Here is a 14,296-nt window from a genome sequence, read left to right as displayed (position 1 = left end):
AAGGCTTTGCCACGCCTGAAGGATTTACTGCGCCTGTTTATACAAGTGCAGAGGGACTGCCTATGTTCAAAAATATGACCCGCCAGCTGTTTGCCCGGCTAAACCGCCATTTACCGCATCGTCTGGTGCATCGTGATCCATTGCCGAATGCTCAGACCGTTGCCAGCACGCCGATCCCGCCATCGCTAAGCGAACATTGCCTGAAAATGGCGCTGATGGACGAAGACGCGCTGTGGAAAACGTTCGGCGCTCATCCGGAAGGCTTAAACGCCGCAGAAGTCGAAAACGCCCGCGAAATACATGGCGAGAACCAGTTGCCGGCGCAGAAGCCGTCGCCCTGGTGGGTGCATCTGTGGGTCTGCTACCGCAATCCGTTTAATATACTGCTGACCATTCTCGGGGCGATTTCCTATGCCACCGAAGATCTGTTTGCCGCTGGCGTCATCGCCCTGATGGTCGTCATCTCTACGCTGCTGAATTTTGTGCAAGAGGCGCGTTCCACCAAAGCGGCTGATGCGCTGAAAGCGATGGTCAGCAACACCGCCACGGTGCTGCGCGTTATCAACGAGAAAGGGGAGAACGGCTGGGTTGAACTGCCGATCGACCAGTTGGTTCCCGGCGATGTCATCAAGCTGGCGGCAGGGGATATGATCCCGGCCGATCTGCGCGTGGTACAGGCTCGTGACCTGTTCGTAGCCCAGGCTTCGCTGACCGGTGAATCGCTGCCGGTGGAGAAAGTGGCAACCAGTCGCGATCCGCAGCAAAGCAACCCGCTGGAATGCGATACTCTGTGCTTTATGGGCACCAACGTGGTGAGCGGCACGGCGCAGGCCATCGTGATTTCAACCGGAGCCAATACCTGGTTTGGGCAACTGGCCGGTCGCGTCAGCGAGCAGGAAAGCGAGCAGAATGCCTTCCAGAAAGGGATCAGCCGCGTCAGCATGCTGCTGATCCGCTTTATGCTGGTGATGGCGCCCATCGTGCTTATCATCAACGGCTACACCAAAGGTGACTGGTGGGAAGCGGCGCTGTTTGCCCTGTCTGTGGCGGTGGGACTGACACCGGAAATGCTGCCGATGATCGTCACCTCGACGCTGGCGCGTGGGGCGGTGAAGCTGTCAAAACAAAAGGTTATCGTTAAACACCTCGACGCTATCCAGAACTTTGGCGCAATGGATATTCTGTGCACCGATAAAACCGGCACCCTGACTCAGGATAAAATTGTACTTGAGAATCATACGGATATCTCTGGTAAACCCAGCGAACATGTCCTGCATTCTGCGTGGCTGAACAGCCATTATCAGACCGGGCTGAAGAATCTGCTGGATACGGCGGTGCTGGAAGGTGTGGACGAAGAATCAGCCCGCCAGCTCTCGACTCGCTGGCAGAAAATCGATGAGATCCCGTTTGATTTTGAACGTCGCCGCATGTCGGTAGTGGTGGCAGAAGAAACCGATGTGCACCAGTTGGTCTGTAAAGGGGCGCTACAGGAGATCCTCAGCGTGTGTACCCAGGTGCGTCACAACGGTGAGATAGTCCCGTTAGATGACAACATGCTGCGTCGGGTGAAACGCGTTACGGACACGCTGAACCGCCAGGGGCTGCGTGTGGTGGCGGTGGCGACGAAATACCTGCCAGCGCGTGAAGGTGATTACCAGCGTATTGATGAATCAGATCTGATCCTCGAAGGCTATATTGCGTTCCTCGATCCGCCGAAAGAGACCACCGCACCTGCGCTTAAAGCGCTGAAAGCCAGCGGCATTACGGTGAAAATCCTCACTGGCGATAGCGAATTGGTGGCGGCAAAAGTGTGTCATGAAGTGGGCCTGGATGCGGGGGATGTGGTTATCGGTAGCAGCATTGAAGGGTTAAGCGATGATGAGCTGGCTCGGCTTGCTCAGCGCACCACGCTGTTTGCCCGTCTGACGCCAATGCACAAAGAGCGCATTGTCACGCTGCTCAAGCGCGAAGGCCATGTGGTCGGCTTTATGGGCGATGGTATAAACGATGCCCCGGCGCTGCGTGCGGCGGACATTGGTATCTCCGTTGACGGCGCGGTTGATATTGCGCGTGAAGCGGCGGATATCATCCTGCTGGAAAAGAGCCTGATGGTGCTGGAAGAAGGGGTGATTGAAGGACGCCGTACCTTCTCTAACATGCTGAAGTACATCAAAATGACGGCCAGTTCAAACTTCGGTAACGTGTTTAGCGTGCTGGTGGCGAGCGCCTTCTTACCGTTCCTGCCGATGTTACCGCTGCACTTACTGATTCAGAACCTGCTGTACGATGTATCCCAGGTGGCGATTCCGTTTGATAACGTCGACGAAGAGCAGATCAAAAAGCCGCAGCGCTGGAATCCCAGCGAATTGGGCCGCTTTATGATCTTCTTTGGACCGATCAGCTCGATCTTCGACATTCTGACCTTTTGCCTGATGTGGTTCGTCTTCCATGCCAATACGCCTGAACATCAGACGTTGTTCCAGTCTGGCTGGTTCGTGGTGGGCCTGCTGTCGCAAACGTTGATTGTGCATATGATTCGTACCCGTCGCGTGCCGTTCATCCAGAGCCGCGCCGCGTGGCCGCTGATGCTGATGACGCTGGTGGTGATGGTCGTCGGCATTGCATTACCCTTCTCGCCGCTGGCCAGCTATCTGCAATTGCAGGCATTGCCGCTGAGCTACTTCCCGTGGCTGATTGCGATTCTGGCGGGTTACATGACATTGACTCAATTAGTGAAAGGTTTTTATAGCCGTCGCTACGGCTGGCAGTAAACATCAAACGCCTCAGCAGGATGGTGTTAATACCATCCTGCATTCCTCATTTTCATTCGAAGATATTACCTCGCAACATTAGTGTTTTATTTTTATTGAAATGCTAACGGGTGTTATTAGTATCAAATCGCCTTCCTTGCGTTGTTTTTTTATCAATAAAACGATCTGCATTGCAAAAATGAAACAGTGTGCTAAAAATTTTAAGCGTCTGCGATTTTTTGTGAACGCAGTCATCGAAATAAATTGTTACACCAGTTAGTCTGCGCAGGTAACGTCGTTAAGAAAGTTTCTCGCTGCCCGTTTTTAATTCCGGCAGTCATTTGCTCTGCAAGCTATTCCTGTTAATGGATATTATGAACTTCTGGAGAAGGACAAATGAAACTGACAAAAAACCTGTTAAGTCTGTGTATTGGCGCGTCTGTATTCCTGGCGAGTCATGCAACGCTGGCACAAACTTTTCGCGCCGCAGATGTGCATCCGGCTGATTACCCGAACGTTGTCGCAGTGAAACATATGGGGGAAAAACTTAGCGCTGCGACCGACGGCCGTCTGGAGATTAAAACATTTCCTGGTGGCGTGTTAGGCGATGAAAAACAGATGATTGAACAGGCGCAATTAGGCGCTATCGATATTATTCGTGTCTCAATGACGCCTGTTGCCGCCATTCTCCCTGAAATTAACGTGTTTACCCTGCCATATATTTTCCGCGATGAGGACCATCTGCATAAGGTTCTCGACGGCATGATTGGTCAGGAGATTGGCGACCGTCTGACGGCCAATACCAAATCGCGGCTGGTGTTTCTCGGCTGGATGGATGCCGGCACGCGTAACCTGATCACCAAAAATCCGGTGGTGAAACCGGAAGATTTACACGGTATGAAAATCCGTGTTCAAGGAAGTCCGATAGCGCTGGATACCCTGAAAGCGATGGGCGCTAACTCCGTTGTCATGGGCGTCAGTGAAGTATTTAGCGGCATGCAGACCGGCGTTATTGATGGCACGGAAAATAACCCGCCAACGTTTGTTGCGCATAACTATTTGCCGGTCGTGAAAAACTATACCTGGAGCAAACACTTTATTATTCCTGAGCTTTTTCTGTTTTCGAAAGCTAAATGGGATAAGTTGAAAAAAGAAGATCAGGATCTCATTATTAAACTCGCCAAGGAAGCACAGATAGAGCAACGAAAACTTTGGCAGGATTATAATGCGAAATCACTGGAGACCATGAAAGCCAACGGCGTTCAGTTCCACGATATTGATACGGATTATTTCTATAAAGCCACGCAGTCAGTGCGGGATAATTATGGTAAAGACCACCAGGATTTGATCAAACGTATTCAGGATGTGAAGTAATTCATCAGGTGGAGGATATCAACCCTCCGCCTGAATCTTTTGATTAATTCGAGGTGATAATTATGGGTGAATGCTATTCATCGGTAATGGATTTTCTTTATCGGGTGTCAATGTGGATTGCCGGTATCGCATTATTGGTCATGGTCGCCATTATCCCCATTGGCATATTCGCGCGTTATGTTCTGAATAACGCCCTGTCATGGCCTGAACCCGTCGCTATTCTCTGTATGGTGACATTCACCTTTATTGGCGCGGCGGTGAGCTATCGTGCAGGCTCGCATATCGCGGTGAGCATGGTGATTGACCGTCTGGGGGATGCTTCCCGCCGTTATTGCTCGGTAATCGCTGACGTTATGTTGGTGGCGATAAGTCTGTTCATTCTGTGGTACGGAACCAATCTCTGTCTTGAACTGTGGGACCAGCCTGTGGCGGAATTCCCGCTTTTAAGCGCCGGGCAAAACTATCTTCCGTTGCCGATAGGCTCTGCCATAACGCTGCTGTTTATCGCTGAAAAGATTTTCCGTGGTCCGCAGTACCAACGTCCCGTTGTCATGCTGGGATCGACTAGCTAGTTACCGCCCCCATTTCAGAAAGGAAAGCAGATGGATGCATTTATTCTCGTCTTTACGCTCGGCATTATGCTGGCGATTGGGGTACCGGTAGCGTACGCAGTTGGCATTAGCGCCATCATTGGGGCCTGGTACATAGATATTCCACTGGAAGCGGTAATGATCCAACTGACCAGTGGGGTGAATAAGTTTTCGCTGCTGGCGATCCCATTCTTTATTCTGGCCGGGGCTATTATGGCCGAAGGGGGAATTGCGCGGCGACTGGTGAACTTTGCCTATATTTTTGTTGGTTTTATCCGCGGCGGACTGTCGCTGGTAAATATTGTGGCATCAACCTTTTTTGGTGCTATTTCCGGATCGTCCGTGGCGGATACCGCGTCCATCGGTTCGGTAATGATCCCGGAGATGGATAAAAAAGGTTATCCGCGTGACTTTGCCGCAGCGGTAACGGCCAGCGGTTCGGTACAGGCGATTCTTACGCCGCCCAGCCATAACTCGGTTATCTACTCGCTGGCAACCGGTGGCACGGTGTCGATTGCCGCGCTGTTCATCGCCGGGATCCTGCCGGGGCTGCTGTTAAGCCTCAGCCTGATGGTGATGTGCGTGGCTTTTGCGCACAAGCGCGGTTATCCAAAAGGAGAACGTGTACCGTTTCGCCAGGCACTGAAGATTTTCGTTGATACGCTGTGGGGCCTGATGACCGTTGTGATCATCATGGGCGGTATCCTGTCAGGTATCTTTACCGCAACGGAGTCTGCGGCAATTGCCTGCCTGTGGGCCTTCTTTGTCACCATGTTTATCTATCGTGACTATAAATGGTCTGAGCTGCCGAAGCTGATGTTCCGCACGGTGAAAACGGTCACTATCGTCATGATCCTGATAGGCTTTGCCGCCGCGTTCGGTGCTGTCATGACTTATATGCAGTTGCCGATGCGTATCACTGAAGCCTTCACCAGCATCTCGGACAACAAATACGTCATCCTGATGTGTATTAACATCATGCTGCTGCTGATCGGTACGCTGATGGATATGGCACCGCTGATCCTCATTCTGACGCCGGTTCTGCTGCCGGTGACCAACGCGCTCGGCATTGATCCGGTTCATTTTGGCATGATCATGCTGGTGAACTTAGGGATCGGCCTGATTACGCCGCCGGTAGGGTCGGTGCTGTTTGTGGCCAGTGCGGTGAGTAAACAGAAAATAGAGCAGGTGGTGAAGGCGATGTTGCCATTCTACCTTGTGCTATTCCTGGTGCTGATGCTCGTGACGTACATTCCGGCGATTTCGCTGTTCCTGCCGAAACTGTTTGGTGTGATGTGATAAATGCCCGGTGGCGCTCGCGCTTACCGGGCCAACCTAAATTCATTCCGGGCTTCCATGCCCGTTTTTTTTGTGTTTCACCCAATACAGCTAAATATTTTCTGAATTATGGCATTGCCTGTGTCTTCCAACAGAATATGCTAGATTATAAATGTTAACATCTTGTCATGTTAATTATTCTTAGGAAGTATTATGATCGGTTATATATTGGGGAGAGAGGAACCTGAATATAGTGTTGATGTTGGAAGTGGTGAATGGTGTAGTGCGGGGAATTTTTCAGATCAATTTTATTATTATAAATATTACCTGGAGCAGTTGATTGATGGGAGCTTATATTTAAAGTATCGCTATCCTTTTTCACGAGAAAATTTACTGCATTATTTGCAAAATACGGGTGAAGACATACATATTAACTTAACTGATATAATGGGAAAATCAGCCCAGTTAAGGGATAATTATGTGCAATTATTGAATGAGGCAAAGAGTTTTTGTAAAACATTACCGCCAGGTCAACATGAGTTTACTTCTGCGCATGTTAATACTGATGATTTTATTTCTAGCGATCCAGACTTGTTTTATGCTATAGGAGGTTATCAATACTGGGGTAAAGGTCGGGTGCAAATTACCGAAGATAAGTATAAAAATAAGATGAGCAATGGTAGTAGATTATGTAGTTATAATTTGACATTTCAGTTTAAGTTTTTTGACAGGTATAACTGGAATGTAAGTGTCGCAAATTCTGGCGTTCGTTTAGGTAGTGTAGTTCCTGTGAGTGATACTTTTATGGGGAGGTTTCATCAGGAGTGTCTGGCCAGAGAGTACAATATTTTTGGTGCCATTGAGTCAGAGGTAAAATGGCATGACTGAGCATAGCACTTTATTTTACATGGAAAAAATACTCACTTTCGCTTTAGTTTGTGCCTTTTGTTATATGCTGTATATTATTTCGGTTTGCTGGTTACCCGTGCGTGAAAGTCACTATCTTCTGGTTGTACAATGGTGCCGTAACGATGATTCAAATACCCACTATGCAAAGAATTTATCTTGGCATGGTTTATATGTTTATTTGGAGAAATCGTCTGGGAATATTATTGTAAGGGAAATGAACACTCCTCTACACGATCCATTTCAGCCTTACCGGTACGTTTACCGTAAAATTGCACATGAAAATGATATATCCTTGGTCGCAGAGAAATGGGGGATAATTAAGTGTCAGGAAAAAAATAAAGCGCTCATTGGTTCATCTGGCTATTCTTTTTTATGGGGACATGACCAATGAACACTTTTATAAGACGAACTACTCTAAAAATATTTTTTTTACTAATTATAATTTTTATCTGTTTTTTTTCTATTAATTCAGTTGAAAGATATAACAATATTGTTAGTTTTAATATTCACAATAAGATAGTTTATACATTGGAAAAGATGAAAAATGATAGTGATGATGATATTAAATTTAATATTTATAGTTCAAGGTTGAACTGGGTTTTAGGACAAACCTGTTTCTCAGAGAATATAGAATTACAGCAGAAAGGGGAAATGGAATTATATAATTGGGGAGTGGGGATAATCGAAAATGAAACCATCACCTTAAAGAATAATGGAAGAGAATTGATTTTTTCGGTTATAGGCTGCAATACTTAAGGAACCCTGCCAGAGCAGGGCTCTCTAATAAGACTTAGCGACGAACGGCGATCGCTTCAATCTCGATTTTCACGTCTTTCGGCAGACGGGCAACTTCTACGCAAGAACGCGCAGGGAAGGTCGCGTTGTGTTCGGTGAAGAACGCTTCGTAGGTCGCGTTTACAGTTGCGAAATCGTTCAGGTCTTTTACGAAGACGGTCGTTTTTACGATATCGCCCACTTTCAGGCCTGCTGCTTCAACGATAGCTTTTACGTTTTCCAGCGACTGACGTGCCTGAGCGGACACGTCTTCCGCTACGGCACCGGTTTTCGGATCGACCGGGATCTGACCGGAAGTGATTACCATGCTACCCAGGTCAACGCCCTGAACGTATGGGCCGATTGCTGCTGGTGCATTTTCCGTCGCGATAGTCTTGCTCATGATTTCTCCTGAATTACAGCGGTAGTAGAATGTTCCCGCTCATTATAGGGAGCCGGGATCTCATAACCAACCCCAATTAGTTGGCCAGCACCACATAATGCGAAAACTCTTTTTCACAGTATTTGCATTTGAGTGCGATGTCATCAGCACGCTTTTTCACTGCAAAACTGGAGGAAACCGGCTCAGCATGGCTGATACAGTTGCTGTTCGGGCAAACCAGTACATTGTCGATACGCTCAGGCAGGCTCGGACGAGATTTACCCACCACGTCGTAATCGTCAATGCGGTTTACCGTTGCCTGCGGGGCGTACAGGGAGAGCTGGTTTACCTGCTCATCGGTCAGGAACGTGTTTTCAATTTTAATCAGGTCCTTACGGCCCATCTCGCCTGACGGCAGGTTCAGACCGATGGTGATACGCTGGTCGGTTTCCGTCAGTTTGAACAGCGTCAGCAGCTTAAAACCAACCTGTGCGGGAATATGGTCAATCACGGTGCCACGTTTGATGGCTTCAACCTGCAGTTTGTTATCGTGTGTCATCTCTTTTTCTCCCTTACAGTGCCAGTTCGCTATTCAATACCAGTGCCAGTAACGCCTGGCGGGCGAAGATGCCGTTGCCAGCCTGCTGGAAATACCAGGCGTGCGGCGTCTTGTCGACGTCGGTGGTGATCTCATCGATACGCGGCAGCGGATGCAGTACCTTCATGTTTGCTCTGGCGCCGTTCAGATCGCTGGCGCGCAGAACAAACTGCGCTTTCACGTTGGCGTATTCGGACGGGTCCAGACGCTCTTTTTGTACGCGGGTCATATAGAGGATATCGACCTCCGCCATCACCTCTTCAATAGTGCCGTGGAGGCTCCAGGCGATACCTTTTTCATTCAACATATCCAGAATGTATTGCGGCATCGCCAACGCGTCCGGGGCGATGAAGTAGAAACGGTTACCTTCGAACTTCGCCAGCGCCTGGGTCAGGGAATGGACGGTGCGGCCATATTTCAGGTCACCCACCATGGCGATGTGCAGATTGTCCAGGCGACCCTGAGTTTCCTGAATGGTGAACAGATCCAGCAGCGTTTGGGTGGGATGTTGGTTGGAGCCGTCGCCTGCGTTCAGTACCGGAACGTTACCGGAGAACTCCGTAGCCAGACGCGCGGCGCCTTCCTGCGGATGGCGCATTACGATGGCGTCGACATAGGTGCTGATGACGGAAATAGTGTCGGCCAGCGTTTCACCTTTTTTGCCCAGAGAGGTATTGCTGCTGTCAGAGAAACCCACCACGCTGGCGCCCAGGCGGTGCATGGAGGTTTCAAAGGATAAACGGGTGCGGGTTGAGGCTTCAAAGAAGCAGCTGGCGATAACCTTATGCTTTAACAGCTCCGGCTGTGGGTTAGCTTTTAATTTCGCCGCTGTTGCGAGGACCAGATTGAGGTCATCGCGGCTGAGGTCGTTTATGGAAATGATGTGTTTTTGATAGAGCGGGTTAGCCATGTTTATCTCCTGACGCCTGGGCAAAAAAAAAGCCCCTCAATTGAGGGGCTCGGAATGGGTGATCAACGGAAAGAAAAACGGCAGGCCAGCGTCCTTTTTCAGACGCGGTAAGACAAAATGTCGTACACACTGAACCATACATCCTCCCGGCAAATTGTCCGCGATTATACTCAGCTCCGTTATGGGATCAAGCGAAAAATGCACAAATTATTCATCGCAAACGATTCTCATGAATATTCATTCACCCTGAATGCCAAACAGCAACAATGAGATAAACATGCGTTGACGCAAAATATCGGCAAATAGCAGTAGTATGGCAGACCGTTTTTTCGTATAACAACTAAAATGAAACGATGTTTTAATTAAGGGGTTTAAGATGATTGTCGGCAATATTCACAACCTGGATGCCTGGCTGCCGGAAGAGCTGCGTCAGGCGATTGAACACATTAAAGCGCATGTGACGGATGCGACGGAAAAGGGTAAGCACGACATCGACGGCGATCGTCTGTTTTATCTGATTGCTGAAGATATGACGGAGCCGTTTGCACAGCGCCGCGCTGAGTATCACGCGCGCTATCTGGATATTCAGATCCTGCTCAAAGGTCAGGAAGGCATGACCTTCAGCACGCAGCCTGCGGGCGCGCCGGAAACTGACTGGCTGGCGGATAAAGATATCGCCTTCCTGCCGGAAGGGGGACAGGAGAAAACGGTGGTGCTGAACGAAGGTGATTTCGTGGTGTTTTATCCGGGCGAAGTGCATAAACCGCTGTGCGCGGTCGGTGCACCAGCGCTGGTACGCAAAGCCGTGGTGAAAATGCGGGTGGCATAAGCGTATGTGCCGGGGGCGGCTTCGCCTTGCCCGGCCTACGGAGCACTATTGTAGGCCGGATAAGATGCTTAGCATCGCCATCCGGCATTCTTTTCATCCATGCCCTCACTTCGCTAGCGTCGCCACCATCACCGCTTTGATGGTGTGCATCCTGTTCTCCGCCTGATCAAATACGATACTGGCGGGAGATTCAAAGACCTCATCGGTCACTTCCATTCCACCGTGCAGACCATATTCCTGTGCCATTTGTTTGCCAAGCGTGGTTTGATCGTCATGAAACGCGGGCAGGCAGTGCAGGAATTTCACCTGCGGATTGCCGGTCAACACCATCATCGCGCTATTAACCTGGTACTTACGCAGCAGCGCAATACGTTCGGCCCACTTCTCTTTTGCTTCGCCCATTGATACCCAGACGTCGGTATAGATGAAGTCTGCGTCTTTCACGCCCGTGGCGACATCTTCGGTCAGCGTAATATTGCCGCCGTTTTTCTGTGCCAGCGCTTTGCACTCCGCAACCAGACTTTCCTCCGGCCAGCAGGCCTGCGGTGCAACCAGACGCAGATCCAGCCCGGTTAACGCGGCGGCTTCCAGCATGGAATTGCCCATATTGTTGCGGGCATCACCGGTGTAGACCAGCGTCATTTCATTAAACGTTTTACCCGGCAGGTGTTCCTGCATAGTTAACAGATCCGCCAGCAGCTGGGTGGGATGAAACTCGTTGGTTAATCCGTTCCACACCGGAACTCCGGCATATTCCGCCAGCGTCTCGACAATCTCCTGACCGTGGCCCCGATACTGAATACCGTCGTACATGCGGCCGAGCACGCGGGCCGTGTCTTTGATCGACTCTTTATGGCCAATCTGGCTGCCGCTTGGCCCGAGGTATGTCACGCGCGCGCCCTGATCGTATGCGGCAACTTCGAAAGAGCAACGGGTACGGGTTGAGTCTTTTTCGAAGATGAGCGCGATGTTTTTACCGGTGAGCTTTGCGACTTCAGTGCCGTTTTTCTTATCTGCCTTCAGCTGTGCGGCGAGCTGAAGCAGTGACGTGAGTTCAGCAGAGGTGAAATCAAGCAGTTTCAAAAAATGTTTCTGATAAAACGCAGACATGGTTCCCTCACATGGCTTAGGCCATTTATTGAATTAAAATTCAATTTATATGTATGTTTATTCATTTGCAACCTTGTTTAACAAATCTTTCCTGGAAAGGTGGAGGCAATGACAGCGGTATGTGACAATAAGAGTATCGGCAGGACATTATGAGGAACGAGCCATGGCAAACCCGGAACTACTGGAAGAACAGCGTGAAGAAACGCGCTTGATTATTGAAGAGTTACTCGAAGATGGCAGCGATCCAGACGCGCTGTACACCATTGAGCATCACCTTTCCGCGGATGACTTCGAAACCCTGGAAAAAGCGGCAGTAGAAGCCTTCAAGCTGGGTTATGAAGTGACCGAGCCGGAAGAGCTGGAAGTGGAAGAAGGCGACACGGTTATTTGCTGTGACATTCTGAGCGAATGTGCACTGAATGCGGAGTTGATCGATGCTCAGGTTGAGCAGCTGATGAACCTGGCCGAAAAATATGATGTGGAATACGACGGTTGGGGCACCTATTTTGAAGACCCGAACGGCGAAGAAGGCGAAGACGGCGACGATGAAGACCTCGTCGACGAAGATGATGACGGCGTGCGTCACTAAGTCATCTACTGACCTGCGGTAGCCCAGGCTGCCGCAGGCCAAGGACAACGTATGGATTACCTGCAAATACTCTCCCCGATCCACAATTTCCTGCACTGTAAAACGCCCCAGGCTTGGCTTGATAAAGCGCGAGACCCGGCGAATCTGCCTCTGTTATTGACTGATCACCTCGTCTGTGAGCTGAAAGCGGCGCAAACGGCGATGCTGCTGGTGCGTAAGTATGTCGCGGATAAACAGGGATCGCAGGCGCTGCTGGACTGGCTGAAACCCTATGAAGCGTTTGCTTTCAGAGAAGGGGATGAGCCGGATTTTATCGCGCTGAATAAACAGATAAGCAAAAGCGTGATGCCGCAAACCGACGACCCGTGGGGACGCAAGCTTATCGACAGCATGGTTTTGCTTATCAAAGAAGAGCTTCATCACTTCTGGCAGGTGCGTGAGGCGATGATGAGCCGTAACATTCCCTATATCAAGATTACCGCCAGCCGTTATGCCAAAGGCATGCTCAAAGAGGTACGCACCCATGAGCCTTTAACGCTAATCGATAAACTGATATGCGGGGCTTACATTGAGGCGCGTTCCTGCGAAAGGTTCGCCGCACTGGCACCGTATCTGGATGACGATTTGCAGGCGTTTTATCTGTCGCTGCTGCGATCCGAGGCCCGACATTATCAGGATTACCTGGCGCTGGCGCAGCAGGTTTCAGCCGATGATATCAGCAGCCGGGTTCGGTTTTTTGGCGAAGTAGAAGCCGCGTTGATCACCTCTCCTGACGATGAATTCCGTTTTCACAGCGGCGTTCCGGCCTGAAGGCATCCTGTTAAATGTGAAGATACGTTAGAAACGGCCGGGTTTCCCGGCCGTAGATGTTACATAAATGGCAGTGCCGTCGCTGTGCCACGAGAGATAATTGCAAACGCACCGGTGTCCAGAGGAATGTCATCGTTAGTAAGATCCAATTCATCAAGGTTGCCGATAACAACGGTTTGTTCGATCTGATAACGCAGAAGTCGTATTCTCAACCATGGATAGGCCAGACCACATGTGATCATTGTTATGAAGGTTATCAGTAGCAGATAGAGGGCCACTCTGGTGAATCTCAACGATGAGTGAAAGTGAATACTACCCGCGAGTGCCAGGTGATTGAATGTGTAATTACGCAATGCCGAAAAAGCGTAAGCGGACGAGAACAGAATACCTACAAAATATAGTAGGTATGTCAATGTGAGTGTTCTTTGTGCACCGGACAATAGCGCGAATAAACCGTAATTATAGATGTCATGAAAAAGCGAATTCATAATATTTACAATGACAGCTATAAAGGGGGTTTGGATAATTAATGAGATCAATAAAATAATAGTGCACCTTGATGCTTTAATATTTATAGTGAAGCGATGAATACCAAACTTATAGTTATTGGCAAAAAGCATTATCCAGTTACGGTAAACAACACCGTTAAGCATGAATATGGCTATTACGAACAGTACGATCAGGCAAACTATTAACGAAACCATTGGTTCGAGGTCTGATGGCCATAGTAGCTGCATGAGGCCGATAAAAACAATAGACATCAATACTAAGACCAGAACAGGCATGCCAATTAAAATCCACCATGCACGTAGCATGGAGCACTGAAAACCAAAGCGCACATTGTTCAAAGAGGTCATTGCTGCGTGATAGCCCAGACTTTTCACCATCATGAAGGGGAGCGTCAGGATAAATATCCAAGGTACAAAGACAATAGTCTCAGAGTGAGTCAATGCGAACTCGATAAAACTGAGAAGAACCATTATGACTGTTATGGCAATCCAACTTATAAATATATCTCTGCCTTTCGCATGGTAATCAAATCGGGCACCACGCAGTTCCATATTTTCAAAAATATAGCGGCGGCAACGGACGATTGCCCATGGTAGAAATATGCCGCATGTTATCACTGATAAAATAACATTTACCAGACAAATGATAAAAAAGGATGAACCTTTTCCATGAAATATTAATGAGTGTGATTCCTGAGTTTTACACGCGGTAGGCATCAGTAAACATCCTTGTATTGATGTGAGCTTCAGTTTGCTGCAGAACGTTGTTAATAATACAGGGCTTTGTGATCGGAATAACTAAATGATGATTTTTTAAGAATAACGAACGCGCTTGAATTTATAAATAGAGAATGGTATTGATTTTGTATATTTTTTATTGTGTA

Annotated in this window: 17 protein-coding genes; 10 read left to right on the top strand and 7 right to left on the bottom strand. The window is 49.0% G+C overall.

Going from position 1 to position 14,296, the window contains the following annotated elements; translation table 11 throughout:
- The first annotated feature begins 62 nt into the window (after positions 1-62).
- The 7 genes from mgtA (at position 63) to JQN59_RS20680 (ending at position 7,657) form a co-directional block, all read left to right on the top strand.
- Positions 63-2,771, top strand: coding sequence for a magnesium-translocating P-type ATPase (gene mgtA / locus JQN59_RS20710; RefSeq protein ID WP_048215054.1), 2,709 nt, complete (start codon positions 63-65; stop codon positions 2,769-2,771).
- A gap of 375 nt (positions 2,772-3,146) precedes the next feature.
- On the top strand, positions 3,147-4,124 hold the full coding sequence (locus tag JQN59_RS20705; protein WP_048215053.1) for a TRAP transporter substrate-binding protein: 978 nt from the start codon (positions 3,147-3,149) through the stop codon (positions 4,122-4,124).
- Between the two features lie 62 nt (positions 4,125-4,186).
- Entirely contained in the window at positions 4,187-4,696 is a 510-nt protein-coding gene (locus JQN59_RS20700) for a TRAP transporter small permease (RefSeq protein ID WP_020996255.1), read from the top strand.
- Positions 4,697-4,726: 30 nt separating this feature from the next.
- Positions 4,727-6,013: a TRAP transporter large permease gene (locus tag JQN59_RS20695; protein ID WP_003830349.1), complete on the top strand. Its 1,287-nt coding sequence runs from the start codon at positions 4,727-4,729 to the stop codon at positions 6,011-6,013.
- 192 nt (positions 6,014-6,205) lie between these two features.
- Entirely contained in the window at positions 6,206-6,880 is a 675-nt protein-coding gene (locus JQN59_RS20690) for a hypothetical protein (protein ID WP_239484205.1), read from the top strand.
- Positions 6,873-7,292, top strand: a complete 420-nt coding sequence (locus JQN59_RS20685; RefSeq protein WP_149607501.1) for a hypothetical protein — start codon at positions 6,873-6,875, stop codon at positions 7,290-7,292. Before JQN59_RS20690 ends, JQN59_RS20685 begins: the two co-directional genes overlap by 8 nt.
- Positions 7,289-7,657 carry a hypothetical protein gene (locus JQN59_RS20680; protein WP_149607502.1) on the top strand — a complete coding sequence of 123 codons (369 nt, stop codon included), beginning with the start codon at positions 7,289-7,291 and terminating at the stop codon, positions 7,655-7,657. Before JQN59_RS20685 ends, JQN59_RS20680 begins: the two co-directional genes overlap by 4 nt.
- 34 nt (positions 7,658-7,691) lie before the next feature.
- Here JQN59_RS20680 and ridA read toward each other — a convergent pair whose 3' ends face one another.
- The 4 genes from ridA to pyrL form a co-directional block, all read right to left on the bottom strand.
- Complete coding sequence (ridA, locus tag JQN59_RS20675) at positions 7,692-8,078, bottom strand: 2-iminobutanoate/2-iminopropanoate deaminase (protein WP_000047544.1); 387 nt, start codon at positions 8,076-8,078, stop codon at positions 7,692-7,694.
- 76 nt (positions 8,079-8,154) lie between these two features.
- On the bottom strand, positions 8,155-8,616 hold the full coding sequence (gene pyrI / locus JQN59_RS20670; protein WP_003025816.1) for an aspartate carbamoyltransferase regulatory subunit: 462 nt from the start codon (positions 8,614-8,616) through the stop codon (positions 8,155-8,157).
- 13 nt (positions 8,617-8,629) lie between these two features.
- Complete coding sequence (gene pyrB, locus JQN59_RS20665; RefSeq protein WP_003025818.1) at positions 8,630-9,565, bottom strand: aspartate carbamoyltransferase; 936 nt, start codon at positions 9,563-9,565, stop codon at positions 8,630-8,632.
- Between the two features lie 36 nt (positions 9,566-9,601).
- Complete coding sequence (pyrL, locus tag JQN59_RS20660; RefSeq protein WP_003025819.1) at positions 9,602-9,703, bottom strand: pyr operon leader peptide; 102 nt, start codon at positions 9,701-9,703, stop codon at positions 9,602-9,604.
- Between the two features lie 238 nt (positions 9,704-9,941).
- Between pyrL and JQN59_RS20655 the strand changes: the two genes are divergently transcribed.
- A complete protein-coding gene (locus JQN59_RS20655; protein WP_079934456.1) occupies positions 9,942-10,394 on the top strand; it encodes a YhcH/YjgK/YiaL family protein in 453 nt (150 codons plus the stop codon).
- Between the two features lie 105 nt (positions 10,395-10,499).
- Here JQN59_RS20655 and argF read toward each other — a convergent pair whose 3' ends face one another.
- Both argF and argL read right to left on the bottom strand, forming a co-directional pair.
- The gene (argF, locus tag JQN59_RS20650) at positions 10,500-11,504 is read right to left on the bottom strand and encodes an ornithine carbamoyltransferase (protein ID WP_149607503.1); all 1,005 of its coding nucleotides are present in this window, start codon (positions 11,502-11,504) and stop codon (positions 10,500-10,502) included.
- Positions 11,474-11,569: a putative translational regulatory protein ArgL gene (argL, locus tag JQN59_RS27260; RefSeq protein ID WP_373371225.1), complete on the bottom strand. Its 96-nt coding sequence runs from the start codon at positions 11,567-11,569 to the stop codon at positions 11,474-11,476. Before argL ends, argF begins: the two co-directional genes overlap by 31 nt.
- Before the next feature lie 98 nt (positions 11,570-11,667).
- Between argL and rraB the strand changes: the two genes are divergently transcribed.
- Entirely contained in the window at positions 11,668-12,093 is a 426-nt protein-coding gene (gene rraB / locus JQN59_RS20645; protein ID WP_003025845.1) for a ribonuclease E inhibitor RraB, read from the top strand.
- Between the two features lie 51 nt (positions 12,094-12,144).
- Positions 12,145-12,903 (top strand): tRNA isopentenyl-2-thiomethyl-A-37 hydroxylase MiaE, encoded by a 759-nt coding sequence (miaE, locus tag JQN59_RS20640; RefSeq protein ID WP_008786061.1) that lies wholly within the window; start codon positions 12,145-12,147, stop codon positions 12,901-12,903.
- Positions 12,904-12,962: 59 nt separating this feature from the next.
- Here miaE and JQN59_RS20635 read toward each other — a convergent pair whose 3' ends face one another.
- The gene (locus JQN59_RS20635; protein WP_149607504.1) at positions 12,963-14,129 is read right to left on the bottom strand and encodes a YjgN family protein; all 1,167 of its coding nucleotides are present in this window, start codon (positions 14,127-14,129) and stop codon (positions 12,963-12,965) included.
- Positions 14,130-14,296 lie beyond the last annotated feature (167 nt).

The sequence above is a fragment of the Citrobacter sp. B72 genome, assembly GCF_016894305.1.
Classification (GTDB): Bacteria; Pseudomonadota; Gammaproteobacteria; order Enterobacterales; family Enterobacteriaceae; genus Citrobacter; species Citrobacter portucalensis.
Note: the sequence above shows the minus strand (reverse complement) of the source record. Positions and strands in the feature narration are given on the sequence as shown.

Coding starts and splice junctions, on each gene's coding strand:
- mgtA (WP_048215054.1), top strand. CDS start 63: ATGTTCAAAAATATGACCCGCCAGCTGTTTGCCCGGCTAAACCGCCAT.
- JQN59_RS20705 (WP_048215053.1), top strand. CDS start 3,147: ATGAAACTGACAAAAAACCTGTTAAGTCTGTGTATTGGCGCGTCTGTA.
- JQN59_RS20700 (WP_020996255.1), top strand. CDS start 4,187: ATGGGTGAATGCTATTCATCGGTAATGGATTTTCTTTATCGGGTGTCA.
- JQN59_RS20695 (WP_003830349.1), top strand. CDS start 4,727: ATGGATGCATTTATTCTCGTCTTTACGCTCGGCATTATGCTGGCGATT.
- JQN59_RS20690 (WP_239484205.1), top strand. CDS start 6,206: ATGATCGGTTATATATTGGGGAGAGAGGAACCTGAATATAGTGTTGAT.
- JQN59_RS20685 (WP_149607501.1), top strand. CDS start 6,873: ATGACTGAGCATAGCACTTTATTTTACATGGAAAAAATACTCACTTTC.
- JQN59_RS20680 (WP_149607502.1), top strand. CDS start 7,289: ATGAACACTTTTATAAGACGAACTACTCTAAAAATATTTTTTTTACTA.
- ridA (WP_000047544.1), bottom strand. CDS start 8,078: ATGAGCAAGACTATCGCGACGGAAAATGCACCAGCAGCAATCGGCCCA.
- pyrI (WP_003025816.1), bottom strand. CDS start 8,616: ATGACACACGATAACAAACTGCAGGTTGAAGCCATCAAACGTGGCACC.
- pyrB (WP_003025818.1), bottom strand. CDS start 9,565: ATGGCTAACCCGCTCTATCAAAAACACATCATTTCCATAAACGACCTC.
- pyrL (WP_003025819.1), bottom strand. CDS start 9,703: ATGGTTCAGTGTGTACGACATTTTGTCTTACCGCGTCTGAAAAAGGAC.
- JQN59_RS20655 (WP_079934456.1), top strand. CDS start 9,942: ATGATTGTCGGCAATATTCACAACCTGGATGCCTGGCTGCCGGAAGAG.
- argF (WP_149607503.1), bottom strand. CDS start 11,504: ATGTCTGCGTTTTATCAGAAACATTTTTTGAAACTGCTTGATTTCACC.
- argL (WP_373371225.1), bottom strand. CDS start 11,569: ATGAATAAACATACATATAAATTGAATTTTAATTCAATAAATGGCCTA.
- rraB (WP_003025845.1), top strand. CDS start 11,668: ATGGCAAACCCGGAACTACTGGAAGAACAGCGTGAAGAAACGCGCTTG.
- miaE (WP_008786061.1), top strand. CDS start 12,145: ATGGATTACCTGCAAATACTCTCCCCGATCCACAATTTCCTGCACTGT.
- JQN59_RS20635 (WP_149607504.1), bottom strand. CDS start 14,129: ATGCCTACCGCGTGTAAAACTCAGGAATCACACTCATTAATATTTCAT.